Annotated in this window: 20 protein-coding genes and 1 tRNA gene; 13 read left to right on the top strand and 8 right to left on the bottom strand. The window is 63.0% G+C overall.

The features are described from left to right. Positions 1 to 72 precede the first annotated feature (72 nt). Together NKG95_RS10560 and glpK are read left to right on the top strand one after the other, a co-directional pair. Positions 73 to 1,800, top strand: coding sequence for an ABC transporter substrate-binding protein (locus NKG95_RS10560; RefSeq protein WP_353040593.1), 1,728 nt, complete (start codon positions 73 to 75; stop codon positions 1,798 to 1,800). 146 nt (positions 1,801 to 1,946) lie between these two features. Then, positions 1,947 to 3,440 carry a glycerol kinase GlpK gene (gene glpK, locus NKG95_RS10555; protein ID WP_353040592.1) on the top strand — a complete coding sequence of 498 codons (1,494 nt, stop codon included), beginning with the start codon at positions 1,947 to 1,949 and terminating at the stop codon, positions 3,438 to 3,440. 148 nt (positions 3,441 to 3,588) lie between these two features. Here glpK and NKG95_RS10550 read toward each other — a convergent pair whose 3' ends face one another. Then, a complete protein-coding gene (locus NKG95_RS10550) occupies positions 3,589 to 4,068 on the bottom strand; it encodes a BA14K family protein (RefSeq protein ID WP_023717768.1) in 480 nt (159 codons plus the stop codon). A 308-nt stretch (positions 4,069 to 4,376) separates the two neighbouring features. On the opposite strand from NKG95_RS10550, the gene NKG95_RS10545 reads away from it, so the two are divergent. Next, positions 4,377 to 4,452: transfer RNA gene (locus NKG95_RS10545), tRNA-Lys, on the top strand. Between the two features lie 87 nt (positions 4,453 to 4,539). On the opposite strand, the gene NKG95_RS10540 is transcribed toward NKG95_RS10545, so the two are convergent. The 5 genes from NKG95_RS10540 to NKG95_RS10520 are packed head-to-tail and all read right to left on the bottom strand — an operon-like array spanning position 4,540 to position 8,995. Continuing rightward, positions 4,540 to 4,935, bottom strand: coding sequence for a hypothetical protein (locus tag NKG95_RS10540; protein WP_023717767.1), 396 nt, complete (start codon positions 4,933 to 4,935; stop codon positions 4,540 to 4,542). Between the two features lie 44 nt (positions 4,936 to 4,979). Beyond that, a complete protein-coding gene (gene dprA, locus NKG95_RS10535; protein ID WP_353040591.1) occupies positions 4,980 to 6,104 on the bottom strand; it encodes a DNA-processing protein DprA in 1,125 nt (374 codons plus the stop codon). Then, entirely contained in the window at positions 6,101 to 6,688 is a 588-nt protein-coding gene (gene plsY / locus NKG95_RS10530; RefSeq protein ID WP_353040590.1) for a glycerol-3-phosphate 1-O-acyltransferase PlsY, read from the bottom strand. Before plsY ends, dprA begins: the two co-directional genes overlap by 4 nt. A gap of 58 nt (positions 6,689 to 6,746) precedes the next feature. Further along, on the bottom strand, positions 6,747 to 8,033 hold the full coding sequence (locus NKG95_RS10525; RefSeq protein WP_353040589.1) for a dihydroorotase: 1,287 nt from the start codon (positions 8,031 to 8,033) through the stop codon (positions 6,747 to 6,749). After that, positions 8,030 to 8,995: an aspartate carbamoyltransferase catalytic subunit gene (locus NKG95_RS10520; RefSeq protein ID WP_353040588.1), complete on the bottom strand. Its 966-nt coding sequence runs from the start codon at positions 8,993 to 8,995 to the stop codon at positions 8,030 to 8,032. The genes NKG95_RS10525 and NKG95_RS10520 overlap by 4 nt, the downstream gene beginning before the upstream one ends. 155 nt (positions 8,996 to 9,150) lie before the next feature. Between NKG95_RS10520 and NKG95_RS10515 the strand changes: the two genes are divergently transcribed. The 3 genes from NKG95_RS10515 (at position 9,151) to NKG95_RS10505 (ending at position 11,808) form a co-directional block, all read left to right on the top strand. Further along, positions 9,151 to 10,779, top strand: a complete 1,629-nt coding sequence (locus NKG95_RS10515; RefSeq protein WP_023717762.1) for a DNA alkylation response protein — start codon at positions 9,151 to 9,153, stop codon at positions 10,777 to 10,779. A gap of 163 nt (positions 10,780 to 10,942) precedes the next feature. After that, the gene (locus NKG95_RS10510) at positions 10,943 to 11,497 is read left to right on the top strand and encodes a hypothetical protein (protein WP_023717761.1); all 555 of its coding nucleotides are present in this window, start codon (positions 10,943 to 10,945) and stop codon (positions 11,495 to 11,497) included. After that, a complete protein-coding gene (locus NKG95_RS10505; RefSeq protein ID WP_023717760.1) occupies positions 11,497 to 11,808 on the top strand; it encodes a DUF6105 family protein in 312 nt (103 codons plus the stop codon). Before NKG95_RS10510 ends, NKG95_RS10505 begins: the two co-directional genes overlap by 1 nt. On the opposite strand, the gene ruvX is transcribed toward NKG95_RS10505, so the two are convergent. Then, positions 11,775 to 12,260 carry a Holliday junction resolvase RuvX gene (gene ruvX, locus NKG95_RS10500; protein WP_023717759.1) on the bottom strand — a complete coding sequence of 162 codons (486 nt, stop codon included), beginning with the start codon at positions 12,258 to 12,260 and terminating at the stop codon, positions 11,775 to 11,777. The genes NKG95_RS10505 and ruvX overlap by 34 nt on opposite strands. A gap of 117 nt (positions 12,261 to 12,377) precedes the next feature. Here ruvX and NKG95_RS10495 point away from each other — a divergent pair, with 117 nt between their 5' ends. The 6 genes from NKG95_RS10495 to NKG95_RS10470 all read left to right on the top strand — a co-directional run bounded on the left by NKG95_RS10495 (position 12,378) and on the right by NKG95_RS10470 (position 16,746). Next, positions 12,378 to 13,085 carry a metal-dependent hydrolase gene (locus NKG95_RS10495; protein ID WP_023717758.1) on the top strand — a complete coding sequence of 236 codons (708 nt, stop codon included), beginning with the start codon at positions 12,378 to 12,380 and terminating at the stop codon, positions 13,083 to 13,085. A 23-nt stretch (positions 13,086 to 13,108) separates the two neighbouring features. Continuing rightward, positions 13,109 to 13,525, top strand: a complete 417-nt coding sequence (locus NKG95_RS10490) for a hypothetical protein (RefSeq protein WP_353004235.1) — start codon at positions 13,109 to 13,111, stop codon at positions 13,523 to 13,525. A 76-nt stretch (positions 13,526 to 13,601) separates the two neighbouring features. Next, positions 13,602 to 13,889, top strand: coding sequence for an Asp-tRNA(Asn)/Glu-tRNA(Gln) amidotransferase subunit GatC (gatC, locus tag NKG95_RS10485; RefSeq protein ID WP_023717756.1), 288 nt, complete (start codon positions 13,602 to 13,604; stop codon positions 13,887 to 13,889). Between the two features lie 7 nt (positions 13,890 to 13,896). Beyond that, positions 13,897 to 14,355, top strand: coding sequence for a GNAT family N-acetyltransferase (locus NKG95_RS10480; protein ID WP_353040587.1), 459 nt, complete (start codon positions 13,897 to 13,899; stop codon positions 14,353 to 14,355). Beyond that, positions 14,355 to 15,920: an amidase gene (locus tag NKG95_RS10475; RefSeq protein ID WP_352494592.1), complete on the top strand. Its 1,566-nt coding sequence runs from the start codon at positions 14,355 to 14,357 to the stop codon at positions 15,918 to 15,920. The genes NKG95_RS10480 and NKG95_RS10475 overlap by 1 nt, the downstream gene beginning before the upstream one ends. Positions 15,921 to 15,948: 28 nt before the next feature. Further along, on the top strand, positions 15,949 to 16,746 hold the full coding sequence (locus tag NKG95_RS10470) for a YdcF family protein (RefSeq protein WP_353040586.1): 798 nt from the start codon (positions 15,949 to 15,951) through the stop codon (positions 16,744 to 16,746). On the opposite strand, the gene NKG95_RS10465 is transcribed toward NKG95_RS10470, so the two are convergent. After that, on the bottom strand, positions 16,719 to 17,438 hold the full coding sequence (locus NKG95_RS10465) for a DUF599 domain-containing protein (RefSeq protein WP_352494594.1): 720 nt from the start codon (positions 17,436 to 17,438) through the stop codon (positions 16,719 to 16,721). The genes NKG95_RS10470 and NKG95_RS10465 overlap by 28 nt on opposite strands. A gap of 170 nt (positions 17,439 to 17,608) precedes the next feature. Between NKG95_RS10465 and NKG95_RS10460 the strand changes: the two genes are divergently transcribed. Beyond that, complete coding sequence (locus NKG95_RS10460; protein WP_352844092.1) at positions 17,609 to 19,012, top strand: L-serine ammonia-lyase; 1,404 nt, start codon at positions 17,609 to 17,611, stop codon at positions 19,010 to 19,012. The last annotated feature ends 17 nt before the right edge of the window (positions 19,013 to 19,029 follow it).

Below are 19,029 nucleotides of genomic sequence, written 5' to 3'. Positions count from 1 at the left end.
GAAACTGTTGGAACGGCGGCGTGCCGGCCGCCGATCCAGATCGCACTTTGAACTTAACAGTGGAGGAAATACATGCGACGGCAATTCTTGACATCAACAACTGTGCTTGTCCTGTTGCTCGGGGCAAGCAACGCCTATGCCGGAATGGACGAGGCCAAGGCCTTCCTGGACAAGGAAATCGGCGACCTGTCGACGCTCGACCGCGCCGGCCAGGAAGCCGAAATGCAATGGTTCATCGATGCCGCGAAACCTTTCGCCGGCATGGATATCAAGGTGGTTTCCGAAACCATCGCCACGCATCAGTATGAATCGCAGGTGCTGGCGCCGGCCTTTACAGCCATCACCGGCATCAAGGTTACGCACGACGTCACCCAGGAAGGCGACGTTGTCGAGAAGATCCAGACCCAGATGCAGACCGGCCAGAACCTCTATGACGGCTGGGTCAACGATTCCGATCTGATCGGCACGCACTGGCGCTACCAGCAGGTGCGCAACCTGACCGACTGGATGGCAGGCGACGGCAAGGATGTCACCAATCCGAATCTCGACCTGAAGGATTTCATCGGCACCTCGTTCACCACCGCGCCCGACAAGAAACTCTACCAGCTTCCTGACCAGCAGTTCGCGAACCTCTACTGGTTCCGTTACGACTGGTTCAACGACGAGAAGAACAAGGCGGACTTCAAGGCCAAATACGGCTACGACCTCGGCGTGCCGGTGAATTGGTCGGCCTATGAGGACATTGCAGCGTTCTTCACCGGGCGTGAGATCGACGGCAAGAAGGTCTACGGCCATATGGACTATGGCAAGAAGGACCCGTCGCTCGGCTGGCGGTTCACCGATGCCTGGCTGTCGATGGCCGGCAATGGCGACAAGGGCATTCCGAACGGTCTGCCCGTCGACGAATGGGGCATCAAGGTCGACGAGAATTCGCGTCCGGTCGGTTCCTGCACGGCGCGCGGCGGCGACACCAATGGTCCGGCTTCCGTCTACTCCATCCAGAAGTATCTCGATTGGCTGAAGGCCTATGCACCGGCGGAAGCCCAAGGCATGACCTTCTCCGAATCGGGGCCAGTTCCGGCGCAGGGCGCGGTTGCCCAGCAGATCTTCTGGTACACCGCCTTCACCGCCAGCATGGTCGACGCCAGCGCCAAGGCCGTGCTGAACGACGACGGCACGCCGAAGTGGCGCATGGCGCCGTCGCCGCATGGCGTCTACTGGAAGGACGGCATGAAGCTCGGCTATCAGGACGTCGGTTCCTGGACGCTGATGAAGTCGACGCCGACCGACCGCGCCAAGGCCGCCTGGCTCTACGCGCAGTTCGTCACCTCGAAGACGGTCGACGTGAAGAAGAGCCATGTCGGCCTGACCTTCATCCGCGAGAGCACGATCCACGACAAGAGCTTCACCGAACGTGCGCCAAAGCTCGGCGGCTTGATCGAGTTCTACCGCTCGCCGGCGCGCGTCCAGTGGTCGCCGACCGGCACCAACGTGCCGGACTATCCGAAGCTGGCACAGCTCTGGTGGCAGGCGATCGGCGATGCTTCGTCGGGCGCCAAGAGCCCGCAGGAAGCGATGGACTCGCTCTGCGCCGAGCAGGAAAAGGTGATGAGCCGCATCGAGAAGTCGGGCGTCCAGGGCGATATTGGCCCGAAGATGGCCGAAGAGCATGACCTCGCCTACTGGAACGCCGACGCGGTCAAGAAGGGCAATCTCGCTCCTCAGCTCAAGATCGAGAACGAGAAGGAAAAGCCGGTCACCATCAACTACGACGAGCTGGTGAAGAGCTGGCAGCAATAGGACCGTTTGATGCGGGCGTCCGCGCCCGCATCGCCATGCTCAGGGGAGGCGGCATGTTGCCGTCTCCCCTGTTTGCGTGAACGGCTCCGCGCCGTCTGGCGTCGAGACACCGTAGCACCTTTGAATTCGCTTCGACGGGAGAGAGAATGACCGGATACATCCTTGCAATCGACCAGGGGACGACATCGAGCCGGGCGATCCTGTTCGACGAAAAGATGAAGGTCGTCGCCAGCGGGCAAAAGGAATTCACCCAATATTACCCGGCCTCCGGCTGGGTCGAGCACGATCCCGAGGAGATATGGGCAAGCGTCGTGGAAACGGTGAAGGCCGCGCTGAAGACAGCCGGCCGCAGCGCAGCTGAAATCACCGCGATCGGCATCACCAACCAACGCGAAACCGTCGTCATCTGGGACAAAGAGACCGGCAAACCGATCCACAACGCGATTGTCTGGCAGGACCGCCGCACCGCGCCGCTGTGCCAGAAACTGAAGAAGCTGGGGCTGGAGAAGAAATTCACAAAAAAGACCGGCCTGCTACTCGATCCCTATTTCTCCGGCACCAAGATCGCCTGGATGCTGGACAAGGTGAAGGGCGCCAGAAAACGCGCCGAGAAGGGCGAACTGCTGGCCGGCACCATCGACAGTTTTCTGATTTGGCGCCTGACTGGCGGCAAGGTCCACGCCACTGACGCCACCAATGCCTCGCGCACACTGGTCTACAACATCGAACAAAATGCCTGGGACGACGAGCTGCTGGCCATTCTTGGCATACCTGCAAGAATGCTGCCGCAGGTGAAAGATTGTGCCGATGATTTTGGAATCACAGACAAAAGCCTGTTTGGTGCAGAGATCAGAATCCTCGGTGTGGCCGGCGACCAGCATGCGGCGGCGATCGGCCAGGCCTGTTTCGATCCGGGCATGATGAAATCCACCTACGGCACCGGTTGCTTCGCGCTGCTCAACACCGGCAGCGATCTGGTGCGTTCGAAGAACCGGCTTTTGACCACCATCGCCTATAGGCTGAACGGCAAGACCACCTATGCACTGGAGGGCTCGATCTTTATCGCCGGCGCCGCCGTACAATGGCTGCGCGACGGCATCAAGGTGATCGGCAAGGCCGAGCAGAGCGGCAAATTGGCGGCGGAAGCCGATCCAACGCAGAACGTCTATCTGGTGCCGGCTTTCGTCGGGCTCGGCGCACCGCACTGGGATGCCGAGGCGCGCGGCGCCATCTTCGGGCTGACCCGCAATTCGGGGCCGGCGGAATTTGCCCGCGCGGCACTGGAATCCGTTGCCTTCCAGACCCGCGACCTGCTTGACGCCATGCGAAAGGACTGGAAGGGCGCCTCGGCCAAGACCGTGCTCAGGGTCGATGGCGGCATGGTGGCGTCGGACTGGACCATGCAGCGGCTGGCCGACATTCTCGATGCGCCGGTCGACCGGCCGACAATTCTCGAGACGACGGCGCTTGGTGCGGCTTGGCTGGCCGGCTCGAAGGCGGGTGTCTGGCCGAAGGCCGCGGAATTCGCCAGGAGTTGGGCGCTCGAGCGCCGGTTCAAGCCGGACATGGATGCTTCGACACGTGCCGCCAAGCTGGCAGGTTGGCGCCACGCTGTACGCAGGACGCTCAGTACTCAATAGGCAGGGATGCCACCGGATACGCGCTAATGAAACACCCGCGCCGTTTCGGGCGCGGGCCTGCAGCCTCTAATCTAATGCATGTCGCGCAAACAGCGGTTTTGCGATAGCGCGTCGCATGAGGCCGATCGAACGCGACGCGCTTTAGGACTCAGTAAGGCGACCGGCACTGCCGGCGCGGACCGTAGTTGGGCTGGTAAGTGTTGTCAGAAGCGCGATAGCTCCGATAACGGTCGTAGCACCACTGCACGTGGGCATCGCCACGATAGACACGATTCTGGCTGTTGACGATGGCGCCCGTAATCAGCGCTCCGGTGGCGAAGGCGGCCAGCGGGAACCAGTAGTCACCGTGACGGCGATAGCCGCGACGATATTCGCGATAGCCGCGATGGCCACGCCAATACATGCCATCGTCACGCGCAAAACTGCGCCGGGAGAAATCGCGACGCGAGAAATCGCGGTTGAAACTCCGGTGCCTCCGCCACGGCTCGTACTGGACGGTCTGGACATTCGAGGTGATCCCCTGGGCCGGGGGCGCATAGCTGGGCTGAGCGTTGACTGGCACGATCTCCGCGGCAGCGAATGAGATCGAAAGAGTGGTCGCCAGCAGGCCCGACATGATCCTATTCATGGTCTTCTCCTTGAAACGCATGTCCCTTATCGCGGGAAACGGGCAGGCTGCGCAAATTGTTCCGCCAAAAATCCCAAGTTGCTGATCCGCAAAGGTTCTCCCGATTTGCTGCTTGCCTTTGTCGCCATAGAGGGCGAGCTTCGGCCTTGTGCGAGAGGGAGGCAGTTCCGTCAACGCCGAAGCGCTCCGCAAGGCATGATGACACTGCTGGAAAGCCCGGTGTGCGAGCCGTCTTTTTCCGGTTGACCGGCAGAGGCACTCTCCCTATGTTCCGCGCAATTTCGAGGGCGGCCTTTCTGAGCCCGCGGGAGCGCGTAGCTCAGCCGGTAGAGCAACTGACTTTTAATCAGTAGGTCATGGGTTCGAATCCCATCGCGCTCACCAAAATCCAGATGTACGGCCCGGAGACATGGGTAACAGTTTGTACCTAAGAAATGGGTGACAACCTCGTGCCGAACGCATGCGGTGGCCTTAACCACCCGCCCCATCGTCCATCATCGTGCCGGTGAGCGCCTCATAGGCTCTGCTGCACAGCTGCGAATGCGGACAATCCTTCACGATAAGCGCCGGCACCACCGTGAGAACCGCTGCGGCAAGGATTTGCGGGCAAAGACCGACGGCGCTTACCTTTCTGCCGAACACGCCGGCCAGGAAAAAGTAGAGACCCTGGGCCATGCAGGCTGCCGTCAGAATGCCCAGAAGCGTGCTCGTCCCTCTTGCGAAGGGCGTTGTATAGCTGTCGGGAAAACCCAGCGTGCCGAGATCCATCGACCATTGCAGCGCCAGCACGACGCTCAATGCCGCCCAAACGAAGGCCGTCTTACGAGTGAACAGCGTCCGCTTTGGTTTGTTGCTTAGATCGGTCATGAAATCACGTCTGAATGCGCGCCGGGACATGCGCAAGCTCCCGGTCAAATCAGCGAGACACTACCGCCGGCATGGCGTTCGAGCCGGCCGGCGAGGTCGAGCTCCAGCAGCACCATGAACACTTGGGCGGGATGCAGGCCGGTGTGGCGGATGATCTCGTCGACTGCTACCGGCGTCGGGCCGAGTGCCTCGACGACGCGGTCGCGGTCATCCTCACGCGGCGGCGGCGTTGCCGAAAAGTCGGGCGGCTCTTCAAGCGGCGATGTCCTTGGCGCCCAGGCGCCGACCAGCGGCCCGATCGCACTGGTGACATCGGCAGCCTCGGTGACAAGGGTGGCGCCGTCCTTGAGCAGGCCATTGGCGCCGGCGGCGCGCGGATCGAGCGGCGAACCGGGAACGGCGAAGACCAGTCGGCCCATCTCACCGGCAAGCCGGGCGCTGATCAGTGAGCCGGAGCGCTGTGCCGCCTCGACCACCACCAATCCCAATGCAGCGCCAGCGACAAGCCTGTTGCGGCGTGGAAAATCCTGTGCGCGCGGCTGCCAGCCAAATGGCATTTCGGAGATGATGGCGCCACCGCGCTCGGCGATCTCGTCGCACAGCCCGGCATTTTCGGGCGGGTAGGGCAAATCGAGGCCGCCGGCGAGCACGCCGATCGTGCCGGTCGAAAGGCTGCCCTGGTGGGCGGCCGTATCGATGCCGCGCGCCAAGCCGGAGACGATGCCATAGCCGTCGCGGCCGAGATCCGCCGCCAGCATCCGCGCCATCTTGATGCCGGCCAGCGAGGCGTTGCGGGCGCCGACGATGGCGATCGCGGGCAAGCGGAAAACCGCACTATTGCCCCTGACCGCGAGCAACGGCGGCGGATGGTCCATGCTCTTCATCAGCGGCGGATAATCCGCCTCGCCGATGCCGACGAAGCGGGCGCCCGCACGCCTTGCTGTCTCCAGCTCCGCCTCGGCTTCTCCAATGGACTGGATGCGGACGATTTTTTTGGCGCCGCCCGAAATCATCAGTTCGGGCAGCATCGCAAGTGCTGCTTCGGCCGAACCGAACCGGTTGATCAGGTCGCGAAAGGAAGCTGGGCCGACATTCGGCGTGCGGATCAGGCGAAGCCAGCTCAGCCGCTGCCGGTCGCTGAGGCGCGGCCCGGCGGCGGGCTCGCTCACTCCTTGGCCCCGATCTTACCCTCGGTGCCGGCAAGCAGCCGCGCAATGTTGGCGCGGTGCTTTATGATGACGATCAGGCTCATCGCCGCGAAAAGCCCGGCAATCTGCGGCGTGCTCAGGAAGTACAAGGCCACTGGCACGACCACAGCTGCCGTCAGTGCCGCCAGCGAGGAGTAGCGGAACAGGAAAGCCACCGCCAGCCAGACAACGGCGAAGATCACCGCTACCTGCCAGGCAAGGCCGATCAGCACGCCGAGGTAAGTGGCGACACCCTTGCCGCCCTTGAAGCCGAGCCAGACCGGAAAGAGGTGGCCTAGAAAAGCACCGAAGCCGGCCCAGGGCCCGAGCTCAGGTGCAAAGCGGCCGGCGATCAGCACAGCCGCGGTGCCCTTAAGGGCGTCGAGCAGCAGGGTGGCCGCCGCCAGACCCTTGTTGCCGGTGCGCAGCACATTGGTGGCGCCGATGTTGCCGGAGCCGATGTTGCGCACGTCGCCGAGGCCGGCGGCACGGGTGATCAGCAGCCCGAAGGGGATCGAGCCGAGAAGATAGCCGAACACCAATGCCAAGACGGGACTGTAAGCCATTGTTCCCCCCGAACTTTCCTTGGCTGAGCGGATTTCAAGGCGCGATGCCTGTTCCGTCCTAGGCCGAAAACACTGTGCGGCCCGCCACCATCGTTTGCAAGACCTTGCCTTGCAGCCGCGCGCCTTCGAAACAGGTGTTTTTCGAGCGCGAGCGGATGCCGCTCTCGCTGACGATCCATGGCTCGTCCAGATCGACGAGTGCAAGGTCGGCCAAAGCCCCCGGTTTCAGCGTGCCGCCGGGCAGGCTGAACAATCTTGCCGGCGCGGTGGATAAGGTCTCGACCAGCCGGAGCAGCGTCACGTCGCCATTGTGATAGAGCCGCAGTGCCGCGCCCAGCAGCGTTTCCAGTCCGATGGCGCCGGCCGCAGCATCGGCGAAGGGCAGGCGCTTGGTGTCGACGTCCTGCGGGTCGTGCGAGGAGACGATGAGGTCGATGGTGCCGTCCTTGACCGCCTCGATCATCGCCAGCCGGTCTTCCTCGGCGCGCAGCGGCGGCGTCAGCCGGAAGAAGGTGCGGTACTCGCCGACATCATTCTCGTTGAGCGACAGATTGTGGATCGACACGCCTGCTGTGACGTTGGCGCCGTCGGCTTTTGCGCGCGCTACCGCGTCTGCCGCCATAGCCGTCGAGATCTTGGCAGCGTGATAGGAGCCGCCGGTCAGGCGAGCCAGCGCGAGATCGCGCTCCAGGGGGATTGATTCGGCCTCGCGAGGAATGCCGGCAAGGCCAAGCCAGCTTGCGTAAAGGCCTTCGTTCATCACGCCGGCCGAGGCGAGATCGGCGTCCTGGGTTTCATGCGCGATGACGCCGTCGAAATCGCGCGCGTAGGTCAGCGCGCGACGCATCACCAGCGCGCTGGCGATAGAATGCCGGCCGTCGGTGAAGGCGACCGCTCCAGCCTCGCGCAATAGGCCGAATTCGGTCATCTCGCGGCCTTCCAGCCCCTTGGTGATCGCTGCCGCCGGAAAGATGTTGACGATTGCCGTGTCCTTGGCGGTGCGCAGCACAAACTCGACCAGTGCGACATTGTCGATCACCGGGTCGGTATCGGGCATCATGACGATTGAGGTGACGCCGCCCGCCGCCGCAGCAATGCTCGCCGATGCGATGGTTTCGCGGTGTTCGCCGCCCGGTTCGCCGATGAAGACACGTGCATCGATCAGGCCGGGGATGATCGCGTTACCAGCGCACTCGATGATCGTGGCGTCTTCGGGCGCGCCCTGGTTCAAGGCCGCCTTGCCGGCGGCAACGATTTTGCGCCCTTCGACGATGACGGTGCCTATCTCGTCGATGCCGCGCGATGGGTCGACGATGCGGGCGCGGCTGAAGACCGTTATGCTCATGCGCCGCGGCCCTCGTGGTTTCGACGGGGGTCGAGCAGCGCTTCCATCACCGCCATGCGCACGGCGACGCCCATCTCAACCTGTTCCTGGATAACGCTTTGCGGGCCGTCGGCGATCTCGGAGGCGATCTCGACGCCGCGGTTCATCGGGCCGGGATGCATGACCAGCGCACCGTCCTTGGCCGCTTTCAGCTTCTCGGCGTCGAGCCCGAAATAGCGGAAATATTCGCGCACCGAGGGTACGAAAGCGCCTTCCATGCGTTCGCGCTGCAGGCGCAACATCATCACCACGTCGGCGTCCTTCAGGCCTTCGGCCATCGAGCGGGTGACGATGACGCCCATCTTCTCGATGCCGGCGGGCAAAAGCGTCGAAGGGGCTACGACCCGTACCTGGGCACCGAGCGCGTTGAGCAGAATGATATTGGAGCGCGCCACGCGCGAATGCAGGATGTCACCGCAGATCGCCACGATGAGCTTCGACAACGGACCCTTGGCGCGGCGGATGGTCAGCGCGTCGAGCAGCGCCTGCGTTGGATGTTCATGAGCGCCGTCGCCGGCATTGACCACCGAGCAGCCGACCTTTTGAGCAAGAAGTGCCGCCGCGCCCGCCGATTGGTGGCGGATGATCAATATGTCGGGGCGCATGGCGTTCAGCGTCATCGCGGTATCGATCAGCGTCTCGCCCTTCTTCACCGACGAGCTTGCCACCGACATGTTCATGACGTCGGCGCCGAGCCGTTTGCCGGCCAGCTCGAACGACGATTGCGTACGGGTCGAGGCTTCGTAGAAGAGATTGATCTGGGTGCGGCCGCGCAGCGTCGATGTCTTCTTGTCCGATTGCCGCGAGATGGCAACGGCCCGGTCCGCCCGGTCGAGCAGAAGCTCGATGTCGGCGGGGGAAAGATCGCGGATGCCCAGAAGATGGCGGTGGGGATAAAGTGGCAGGGACGATGCGTCGGTCATCTCAAGTCGCTGCTATAGGGGGGAGGCTCCGCGGCTGCAAGCACAGGCTTGGGATTGGATCGGTTCTCCCCGGTATTTTCGTCGCGCGCCGCCGGCCATAGGCTATAAACCGCGATGACTTTGGATTCGCAGACTTCAGGTGATAAGGACGAAGCGTGACCGACGACGTGACCAACCAGCCGCCGCCGCTGGCCGGCGGCAACGCCTGGCGGGGCGATCCGTTGCTGATCCAGCTTGCCGAGCGCTTTTCCGATCCGGTGCGCAAGGACCTCGACGGGCTTGGCCGTTTCGTTTTGACGCATGAGGCGCAGGAGCTGGCCCGTCTTGCCAATGTCGAGACGCCGAAGCTCAGGACCCATGACCGCCAGGGCCGGCGCATCGACCAGGTAGAGTTCCACCCCGCCTATCACGCGCTGATGCGCCGCTCGGTCGCCAACGGGCTGCATTCGTCGGTCTGGGAGAATGGCGACGCCGAGATCGGCCGCCGCCACCAGGTGCGCGCCGCGCGCTTTTACCTCACGGCTGAGCTCGAAACCGGGCATCTTTGCCCGATCACCATGACCAGCGCTTCGCTGGCAGCGCTGATGGCCAGCCCGAAACTGTTTCGCGAATGGGCGCCTCGGGTGACGACGCGCAAATACGATCAGGGCCAAAAGCCGCCGGTCGAAAAAGCCGGGCTGACGCTCGGCATGGGCATGACCGAGAAGCAAGGCGGTACCGATGTTCGTGCCAACGTCACCAAGGCCGAGCGCGCCGGCAGCGGTTTTTATCGCCTGACCGGCCACAAATGGTTCATGTCGGCGCCGATGTCGGATGCCTTCCTGGTGCTCGGACAGGCGCCGGAGGGACTGTCGTGCTTTCTGGTTCCCCGCTTGCTTGGCGACGGATCCGGCAACGGCTTCCGCTTTCAGCGGCTGAAGGACAAGCTCGGCAACCGCTCCAATGCGTCCTCCGAGGTGGAATTCGTCAATGCCATCGGCGAGATGGTTGGCGAGCCCGGCGCCGGCGTGAAGACGATCATGGACATGGTGACCCTGACGCGGCTCGACTGTGCCGTCGCCTCCTCGGCGATCATGCGGGCCGGACTGGCCGAGGCCGTCCACCACACGCGCCACCGCCAGGTGTTCGGAACCAATCTGATCGAGCAGCCGCTGATGCAGCGTGTGTTGGCCGACATGGCGCTCGACGTTGCCGCCGCTACCGCGCTGTCGTTCCGGCTGGCGCGCTCCTTCGACGAGGCGGCCGGCGACCGCGGCGAGGCGGCCTTCGCCCGCGCCATGACGCCGGTCGTCAAATACTGGGTCTGCAAGATTGCGCCGCCGCTGCTCTATGAGGCGATGGAATGCCTCGGCGGCAATGGCTATGTCGAGGAGGGGCCGCTCGCCCGCTACTATCGCGAAGCTCCGGTCAACGCGATCTGGGAGGGTTCAGGCAACGTCATGGCGCTCGACGTGTTGCGAGTGCTCGGCCGCGCGCCAGGCCTGTTTGATGACGTGCTGGCCGGCATCGACCGCGATCTCGGCGCTGGCGGACGCGGCACCGTCGGCGTGCTCAAGGCAGCAATGCAGGTCGCTGCAACCGACGAGGGCTCAGCGCGGCTGTTGACCGAGCAATTGGCATTGTCGGCGGCGGCGGCAGAGCTTCGCAGGCTGGGGGCAGGGCGGATCGCCGACGCCTTCGTCGAGACGCGCCTCGCCGGCCAGTGGCGCAACACCTATGGAATGCTCGATTCGCGCCACGATGCGCGGATGATCATCGACACGCTCTACCCGCCGATCAACTAGTGCCGTCGCCCGGGTCGCAGCCGCTTTTTTTCGCGCGCCCTGTGGATGATCGTTAACCTTAACAAATGGTTTCCATTGCGGCGGCCGGTGGCAAAGCCCAGTGTTATGGTTAAGGCAAGGACTGTTCGGCTGAGCGGTCTTTGTCCTGCGAAGCAGGAGCGTCATGCGGCATATTTTGAGCTCTTTTCTGGCATTGCATTGGGCGGCCGTTTTCGCCCTGCTGGCGTTCATCTGCATCGATGGGAATCGTGGCGTCGCGGCGGCCCTTGGCGTGCTCGGCGTTCCCGTCCAGAACACTCGCTTTGCCGATCTTGAAAACGCCGTCGTCGTGGCGCCGCTCGCCGTGGCATTGCTTGTCGTCGCGGTGCTGTTCTGCTGGGCCTTTGTTGAAGCATTGACCAGCGACGCCACCAACCCGGACCCAGCCGACAGTGTTGTGCGGATCGCCTTCATCTCGGCCTCGGGCGTGCTGTCGTTGATCGTCATCGGCGGCGCTGCGCAAGGCATCAATGGGCTGTTCATGGTTGTCGCCGTGCAATTGGCGGCACTTCTGGCGTCATATGTCGCGATGCTCGCCGAGCGGCGCTCAGCCGCTGCCGCGGCAGTTCCAGTGACCGGCGAAATCCGCGCGGCCGCGCATATCATGGCCAAGGCAGCGGCGTACAATTCCTCGCTTGCGCGCATTTCGGGCCGGCCGGATTCGAGGGACGATCGCTGATGCGCACCTTGTTCGCGCTGTGGGCGGCTCCGCTCCTCCTGTTCTGGGGCTGGTTCTTTCTGTCGCTCAACGACATCAATTTCGGCTATGTCATGCTGAGCCGCCAATTGCACGATCTCGTTTTCCAGCTTTATGGGCAGATGCTCGGCGTCGATCCGGCGCTCATCCCGGGCATGGTGGCGAAGGCTTGCGTCTTCGACGGCCTACTGCTGATGGCGTTCTGGGCATTTCGCCGCCGCAAGGCGATCGGCAGCTGGATCAAGGCAACGCGCAATCGCTATTTCGACCAGGCATCGACTCCGAGCGCCTGAAGCCGGTCGAGAACACCCTGCAGGATGAAGGCCGCCGCCGCTGAATCGATCTTGCCGGCGCGTTTCTTGCGGGAAAAATCCATCTCGATCAGTGTCCGCTCGGCCGCCACCGTCGACAGCCTTTCGTCCCAAAAGACGAACGGCAGATCGGTCAATCCAGCCATGTTGCGGACGAAAGCGCGGGATTTTTGGGCGCGTGGGCCTTCCGAGCCGTCCATGTTGATGGGGAGGCCGATCACCACTGCGCCGGCATTTTCCTTCTGCAGCAGAGCGAGCAGCACCGCGGCATCGAGCGAGAATTTCTTGCGCATGATGACAGGGCGCGGGTGCGCGAAGGACAAGCCGCGGTCCGAAACCGCCACGCCGATCGTCTTGTCGCCGAGGTCAAGCCCAGCCAGGGTCTTGCCGCCGCCGAGCCGGCCCGGCAACTCCTCGATCGTGATGATGCCCAACGGCTTTTCCTTTGACCGCGACGCCGCACTTCCTATACGCGCAACATATGCCGCGGCACTTTAATTTCGCCGTCGGCGTTCTAGCCTCTACCGAAGCAAAAATCGAGGAAGGCATTGATGAAACTTACCTGGTACGGACACTCGGCATTCCGCGTCGAAATCGAAGGCGCGAAAATCCTCATCGACCCGTATCTGGTCGGCAATCCGTCATGGACAGGCGGCTGGGAAGAGCCGGCCGAAGGGGTCACGCACGTGTTGCTTACCCATGGCCACAGCGACCACATCAGCGGCGCCGTCGAAGTGCTCAAGAAAAGCGGCGCGATGCTTGTCGCCAATTTCGAGATTTGCATGTACCTGGTCGGCAAAGGCGTCAGTGACAAGCAAATCAATCCCGGCAATATCGGCGGTACCGTCGATTGCGGCGGCTTCACCACCACTTTCGTTCAGGCTCTGCATTCATCGTCCTTTCTAGGCGAGAGCGGCCAGAACACCTATCTCGGCAATCCGGGCGGGCTCGTCCTGCACTTCCCCGAGGATAAGACGCTCTACCATATGGGCGACACAGACATCTTTTCCGATATGGCGCTGATCAACGAGTTGCATGAGCCGAAGATCGGCATCGTGCCGATCGGCGACCGCTTCACCATGGGTGGCGCGGTGGCAGCTCTTGCCTGCCAGCGTTTCTTCAAGTTCGAGACGGTCGTTCCCGCTCACTTCGGCACATTTCCGATGATAGATCAGACCGCCGACAAGTTTGTGGCCGGGCTGGACGGATCGGGTGTGAAAGTGGCGTTGCCGAAGATCGGCGAGACGATTACGCTGTAGGAATAGCGAACCGGAATGACGACATGGGTCTGAGAAACTCTCTTTGCATTTCTATGCTGGTTGCCGCATCGCCGGCGCTGGCCGCCGAGGATTTCATCGAGGGCATCTATCTGCAATCGGAGGATCTCTGCGCGCAGGCCAAAAAGGATACGCTGCAGACGGTGATCGAGGGCGGCAATATCGTACTGTCGGCAAACGGACTGGAAAGCATCGAATATAACTGCGAGTTCCTGCAGATCACCAAGGCGGCACGCTCGCCAAGCTGGGCGGTGACCGCCATCTGCCAGGAGCCGGGCTACGTCTTTCCGGATGTTCTCTCACTGACTCAGATGAACGCGAAGCAGATCGACCTGGTTTCGGTTCGGCCTGCCGCGGACGAAAGCGAGCAGAGCGGCAACGGCGGCAGCTATTTCCTCTGCGACGGCGTGGCAATGCCGTAGGGCAGTTGTCGGCACGATGCATGTTGCGCGGCACGCGCTGCGCCGCTATAGCGCTGGTTTTCCCCGAGGCACAAACATGTCCGTTGATATTAAAACCGTGAAGCGCGTCGCGCACCTTGCCCGCATTGCGGTGAGCGAGGAGGATGCAGAGCGCATGACCGGCGAATTGAACGCCATTTTGGGCTTTGTCGAGCAGTTGAACGAGGTCGATGTTTCCGGCGTCGAGCCGATGACCTCGGTCACGCCGATGGCAATGAAGAAGCGCCAGGACGTCGTCACCGACGGCAGCAAGGCAGCCGACATCGTCGCCAACGCGCCGGCAACCGAAGAGAACTTCTTTCTCGTGCCAAAGGTCGTGGAGTAGCTGGCCGATGGGAATCGAGATCGCCGCGGAGACGCCGCTGCAGGACGATGTGCGTGGGCTGGTCGAGGAGCTCAACGCCACATTGCTGGAGTTGACGCCGCCGGAGCATTGCTACCATTTGACGGTCGAGCAGATGGCGGACCGCGAGACGACCGTCTTCATCGCCCGCGACGACGGCCTTGCCATCGGTTGCGGCGCGCTGAAGCGCCACGACGCTGTCGTCGGCGAGGTCAAGCGTATGTATACGCGGCCTTCGCATCGCGGCCGCAAGATCGGTGCGATGATCGTCGAGCGGATCGAGGGCTTGGCGCGCCAAGAAGGGCTGAAGCGTCTGGTGCTGGAGACGGGCGACCGTCATCCCGCCGCCTGGACCGTCTACGAACGCGCCGGTTTTTCGCGCTGGGGGCCGGTGCTGAATTACCCCAATTCCGAGTGGTCGGTGTTTTACGAAAAGAGCCTTGCCTGATGAGCGACCTGACCCAACTGACGATTTCGCAGGCCCGCGCCAAATTGCGCTCCAGGGAGATCACCGCCACCGAAGTCACCGAGGCTTATCTGTCGGCGATCGAGCGAGCCAATCCTGCGCTCAATGCCTATATCGTGGTCACCGGCGACAAAGCGCGCGACATGGCCAAGGCCTCCGACGCGAAACTGGCCAAGGGCGAGGGCGGGTCCCTCGAGGGTATCCCGCTCGGCATCAAGGATCTGTTCGGCACCGAAGGCGTCCACACCCAGGCCTGCAGCCACGTGCTTGACGGGTTCAAGCCGCGCTACGAATCGACTATCACCGCCAATCTGTGGGCGGATGGCGCCGTCATGCTCGGCAAGCTCAACATGGACGAGTTCGCCATGGGCTCGTCCAACGAGACCTCGTATTACGGGCCTGTCATCAACCCGTGGCGGCGTTCGCGGCTCGACACGGTGGTAATGCCGACGACACATCAGGGCGAGGGCGGCTTCGTTTCGGCGGGCGGCACCAGGACCGCGCGCACGTTGGACAATGCCCAGCTGGTGCCGGGCGGTTCGTCCGGTGGCTCGGCATCAGCCGTCTCGGCCTTCCTGTGCGCCGGCGCTACCGCCACCGACACCGGCGGCTCGATCCGCCAGCCCGCCGCCTTCACCGGCACGGTCGGCATTAAGCCGACCTATGGCCGCTGCTCGCGTTGGGGCGTCGTCGCCTTCGCCTCGTCGCTCGACCAGGCCGGGCCGATCGCGCGCGACGTGCGCGATGCCGCGATCCTGTTGAAGTCGATGGCTTCGGTCGACCCGAAGGACACGACCTCCGTCGACCTGCCGGTGCCGGATTACGAGGCCGCGATCGGCCGCTCGATCAAGGGGATGAAGGTCGGCATCCCCAAGGAATACCGTGTCGACGGCATGCCCGAGGAGATCGAGGCGTTGTGGCAGAAGGGCATTGCCTGGCTGAGGGATGCCGGCGCCGAGATTGTCGACATCTCGCTGCCGCACACGAAATACGCGCTGCCGGCCTATTACATTGTTGCGCCCGCCGAAGCCTCGTCCAACCTCGCCCGTTACGACGGCGTCCGCTATGGATTGCGCGTGCCCGGCAAGGACATTGTCGACATGTATGAAAAGACCCGCGCCGCCGGCTTCGGGCGTGAGGTCAAGCGCCGCATCATGATCGGCACCTATGTGCTTTCCGCTGGCTACTACGATGCCTACTATCTGCAGGCGCAGAAGGTTCGTAACCTGATCAAGCGCGATTTCGAAAATGTGTTTGTCGCAGGTGTCGACGTCATCCTGACGCCGGCAACGCCGTCCGCCGCCTTCGGCATCGCAGACGAAGACATGGCCGCCGACCCGGTCAAGATGTATCTCAACGACATCTTTACGGTGACGGTGAACATGGCCGGCTTGCCCGGCATCGCGGTTCCGGCCGGGCTCGACGCCAAGGGGCTGCCACTCGGCCTGCAGCTGATCGGCCGGCCTTTCGACGAGGAAACGCTGTTCCAGACCGCCCATGTCATCGAACAGGCGGCCGGCACATTTCAGCCGGAAAAATGGTGGTAGGATCGTTTCTCATCTGAGGGGGTGAGGGATGTTCTTCTATGTCTCCAAGGTCCTGTGGCTCTTCGTCCAGCCGCTTAATCTCGCGATCATCCTGCTGCTGGCTGGATTGCTTGCGGCATTGGTCGGGCGCAAAAGGCTATTTGCCACCGGCAGCGTGCTGGCCTTCCTTGTCCTGGCAATGTCAGCATGGACCTCGCTCGGCGCAGTGATGCTCAATCCGCTCGAGGAGCGTTTCCCTAAGCCACCCCTGCCGGAAAGGGTTGACGGAATCGTTGTGCTCGGCGGCGGTATGGACGGCGCCATCAATTTCGTTCGCGGCGGTTATGAACTCAACGCCAGTGGCGATCGAATTGTCGAGGCAGCCGTGCTGGCGCGGCGTTTTCCGACAGCGAGAGTCGTCATTTCAGGCGGCCCCGTTGCAATAATCGGTGAGGACGAAGGCGACTCAACCACGGCGCCACGCGTACTCACTGCGCTCGGCGTGGCGGCCGATCGTCTGATCCTGGAAGACAAGTCACGCAACACCTACGAGAATGCCGTCTTCACCAAGCGGCTGATTACGCCGAAACCCGGCGAGATCTGGCTGCTGGTGACCTCAGCCTTCCACATGCCGCGCGCCAAGGCGCTGTTCGACAGAGCCGGCTTCCCGACGGTTCCATGGCCGGTCGACTACCGCACCTCCGGTAAGGAAGGTATCAGCCTGTTCCGCAAATCTACCAACGAAGCGCTGCAGACCACGACCATCGCGATTCGCGAATGGATCGGGCTCGTCGCCTATTGGCTGTCGGGCCGCATTGATCAGCCTTTTCCCGGGCCGGGCGGCTGACCGAGCACCGCCTGCCGCGCCGCCGAGAAAAATTGGCGGCGCACCAGCACCGCCAGAAGCAGCAGCGTCGATAGCACGAAAACGGCGGGATCGACGAACCAGCCAAGATAACCGATCGAGAAGAACACGCCGCGCAGCCCGGAATTGAAATGCTTCCCGGCCAGCATGTTCATGCGGGCCGCGCGCCACACCGCCGTTTCGGTGACCGGATTGCGCGACGCCTCGCCATGCGGAATCGGCACCGCGCCGATCAGGATCGAGCAATAGTTGAACAGCCGGTAAGCCCAGCCGAACTTGAAGAAGGAAAAGGCCAGGATCAGAACCAGCCCGAACACCTTCGTCTGGAAGGCGGCGCGTGAGGATGTGGCGCCAAACGGCAGGTCGCTCAGCACAGTGAGAACCTGATCGGAAGCGCCGAGCAAGGCAAAACAGCCGCCGATCGCAATCAGCGAACTGGAGGCAAAGAAGGCGGTCCCCTGTTGCAGGCCGCTCATGATGGCGGTGTCGACGATGCGGATCTCGCGTTCGGCCATGGTCCTCATCCAGGCCTCGCGCTGCGCGTTCATCGCCCTCGTCAGCGACATGCGGCTGACCAGCATTCCGTCGGCGGCGAGCGTATGCAGCACCCACGCGGCGAGGAAGAACCCCAGCGCTGCAAGGTCGGCCGTCGATAGATGAAAGGAATCGCTCATGCGGTGCTTTTACCACAAGCCGAGGCAACGCTTCGATGGCCGAAGCCGGAATGTCGCTGCCGGAGCAAACAAGGTCGGCAGGCGCAGCGCCGCAATCTTCAAAACAGCGGAAAACATCATGGGAATTCCTATATATAGAGCTCAACAGGGTCCCAGGAGAAAACGCCCACGTGTTCCTTTCGGTTTTCGACCTGTTCAAGATCGGCATCGGCCCATCGAGTTCGCACACGATGGGGCCGATGACGGCTGCGCGGCGGTTTCTCGACGAGATTGCGGGAGACGACTGGCCGCGTCCGGCCGGCGCCAGGGTCGACCGAATCGCGGCCAGCCTGCATGGCTCGCTCGCCTATACCGGCATCGGCCATGGCTCCGATCGCGCCGTGGTGCTCGGCCTCGCCGGCCAGACGCCGCAGACGGTGGATCCTGACCACGCCGACGGCATCGCCGCTCGCATCGCCGCCGAGAAGCGGATTTCGCCGCCCGGCCATCCGTCCTATCGTTTCGACCCGGCAACGGATCTGGTGCTGGATCGCAAGACGCCGCTGCCGGGTCACGCCAATGGCATGGCGTTTTCTGCCTATGATGCCGGAGACCGGTTGCTGCTGAGGCGCGTCTACTATTCGATCGGCGGCGGCTTTGTCGTTTCCGAGGAAGAATTGCAGCGGATGAAGGCGAGGGGCTCGGCGACAACCGAAGGCAAGAAGGTTCCATATCCGTTCAAGAACGCCGTCGAAATGCTCTCAATGGCAGCGAAAAGTGGCCTTTCGATCGCCGAGATGAAGCGCGTCAACGAGGAGACGCAGATGTCGCGCGAGGAGCTCGACGCCGGCCTCGACGGCATCTGGAGCGCCATGAAGGGATGCATCGAGCGCGGCCTGTCGCAAGACGGCATCATGCCCGGCGGACTGAAGGTGCGCCGCCGTGCCCGGATGCTGCACGACAAGTTGCAGGAGCAATGGCAGCAGAACCGGCCCAACCCGCTGCTCGCCAATGACTGGCTGTCGATCTATGCAATGGCGGTCAACGAGGAGAACGCCGCCGGCGGCCGTGTCGTCACCGCGCCAACCAATGGGGCGGCCGGCACTCTGCCCGCGGTGTTGCGCTATTGGCTGCATTTCCATCCCGAAGCCGACCAGCCGAGTATCCGCGATTTCCTGCTGACGGCGGCGGCCGTTGGCGGCATCATCAAGACCAATGCTTCGATCTCGGGGGCCGAGGTAGGCTGCCAGGGCGAGGTCGGTTCGGCTTCGGCGATGGCTGCGGCGGGATTGTGCGCCGTCATGGGCGGCACGCCCGAGCAGGTCGAGAACGCTGCCGAAATCGCGCTGGAACATCATCTCGGCATGACCTGCGATCCGGTCGGCGGCCTGGTGCAGGTGCCGTGCATCGAGCGCAACGCGCTTGGCGCTGTCAAGGCGGTGACCGCCGCTTCGCTGGCCATCAAGGGCGATGGCGTTCATTTCGTGCCGCTCGATGCGGCGATCGAGACGATGCGCCAGACCGGCCTCGACATGAACGAAAAGTACAAGGAAACCAGCCTTGGCGGATTGGCCGTCAATGTCGTGGAGTGCTGAGCGCCAGTCTGGCGGCC

Origin of the sequence: Mesorhizobium sp. M1423, assembly GCF_040317575.1 — a bacterium.
Lineage (GTDB): Bacteria > Pseudomonadota > Alphaproteobacteria > Rhizobiales > Rhizobiaceae > Mesorhizobium.
Note: the sequence above shows the minus strand (reverse complement) of the source record. Positions and strands in the feature narration are given on the sequence as shown.

What these genes read in the sequence shown, in the direction of transcription:
- NKG95_RS10560 (WP_353040593.1), top strand. Translation starts at nt 73, where the DNA reads ATGCGACGGCAATTCTTGACATCAACAACTGTGCTTGTCCTGTTGCTC.
- glpK (WP_353040592.1), top strand. Translation starts at nt 1,947, where the DNA reads ATGACCGGATACATCCTTGCAATCGACCAGGGGACGACATCGAGCCGG.
- NKG95_RS10550 (WP_023717768.1), bottom strand. Translation starts at nt 4,068, where the DNA reads ATGAATAGGATCATGTCGGGCCTGCTGGCGACCACTCTTTCGATCTCA.
- NKG95_RS10540 (WP_023717767.1), bottom strand. Translation starts at nt 4,935, where the DNA reads ATGACCGATCTAAGCAACAAACCAAAGCGGACGCTGTTCACTCGTAAG.
- plsY (WP_353040590.1), bottom strand. Translation starts at nt 6,688, where the DNA reads ATGGCTTACAGTCCCGTCTTGGCATTGGTGTTCGGCTATCTTCTCGGC.
- NKG95_RS10525 (WP_353040589.1), bottom strand. Translation starts at nt 8,033, where the DNA reads ATGAGCATAACGGTCTTCAGCCGCGCCCGCATCGTCGACCCATCGCGC.
- NKG95_RS10520 (WP_353040588.1), bottom strand. Translation starts at nt 8,995, where the DNA reads ATGACCGACGCATCGTCCCTGCCACTTTATCCCCACCGCCATCTTCTG.
- NKG95_RS10510 (WP_023717761.1), top strand. Translation starts at nt 10,943, where the DNA reads ATGCGGCATATTTTGAGCTCTTTTCTGGCATTGCATTGGGCGGCCGTT.
- NKG95_RS10505 (WP_023717760.1), top strand. Translation starts at nt 11,497, where the DNA reads ATGCGCACCTTGTTCGCGCTGTGGGCGGCTCCGCTCCTCCTGTTCTGG.
- NKG95_RS10495 (WP_023717758.1), top strand. Translation starts at nt 12,378, where the DNA reads ATGAAACTTACCTGGTACGGACACTCGGCATTCCGCGTCGAAATCGAA.
- NKG95_RS10490 (WP_353004235.1), top strand. Translation starts at nt 13,109, where the DNA reads ATGGGTCTGAGAAACTCTCTTTGCATTTCTATGCTGGTTGCCGCATCG.
- gatC (WP_023717756.1), top strand. Translation starts at nt 13,602, where the DNA reads ATGTCCGTTGATATTAAAACCGTGAAGCGCGTCGCGCACCTTGCCCGC.
- NKG95_RS10480 (WP_353040587.1), top strand. Translation starts at nt 13,897, where the DNA reads ATGGGAATCGAGATCGCCGCGGAGACGCCGCTGCAGGACGATGTGCGT.
- NKG95_RS10475 (WP_352494592.1), top strand. Translation starts at nt 14,355, where the DNA reads ATGAGCGACCTGACCCAACTGACGATTTCGCAGGCCCGCGCCAAATTG.
- NKG95_RS10470 (WP_353040586.1), top strand. Translation starts at nt 15,949, where the DNA reads ATGTTCTTCTATGTCTCCAAGGTCCTGTGGCTCTTCGTCCAGCCGCTT.
- NKG95_RS10465 (WP_352494594.1), bottom strand. Translation starts at nt 17,438, where the DNA reads ATGAGCGATTCCTTTCATCTATCGACGGCCGACCTTGCAGCGCTGGGG.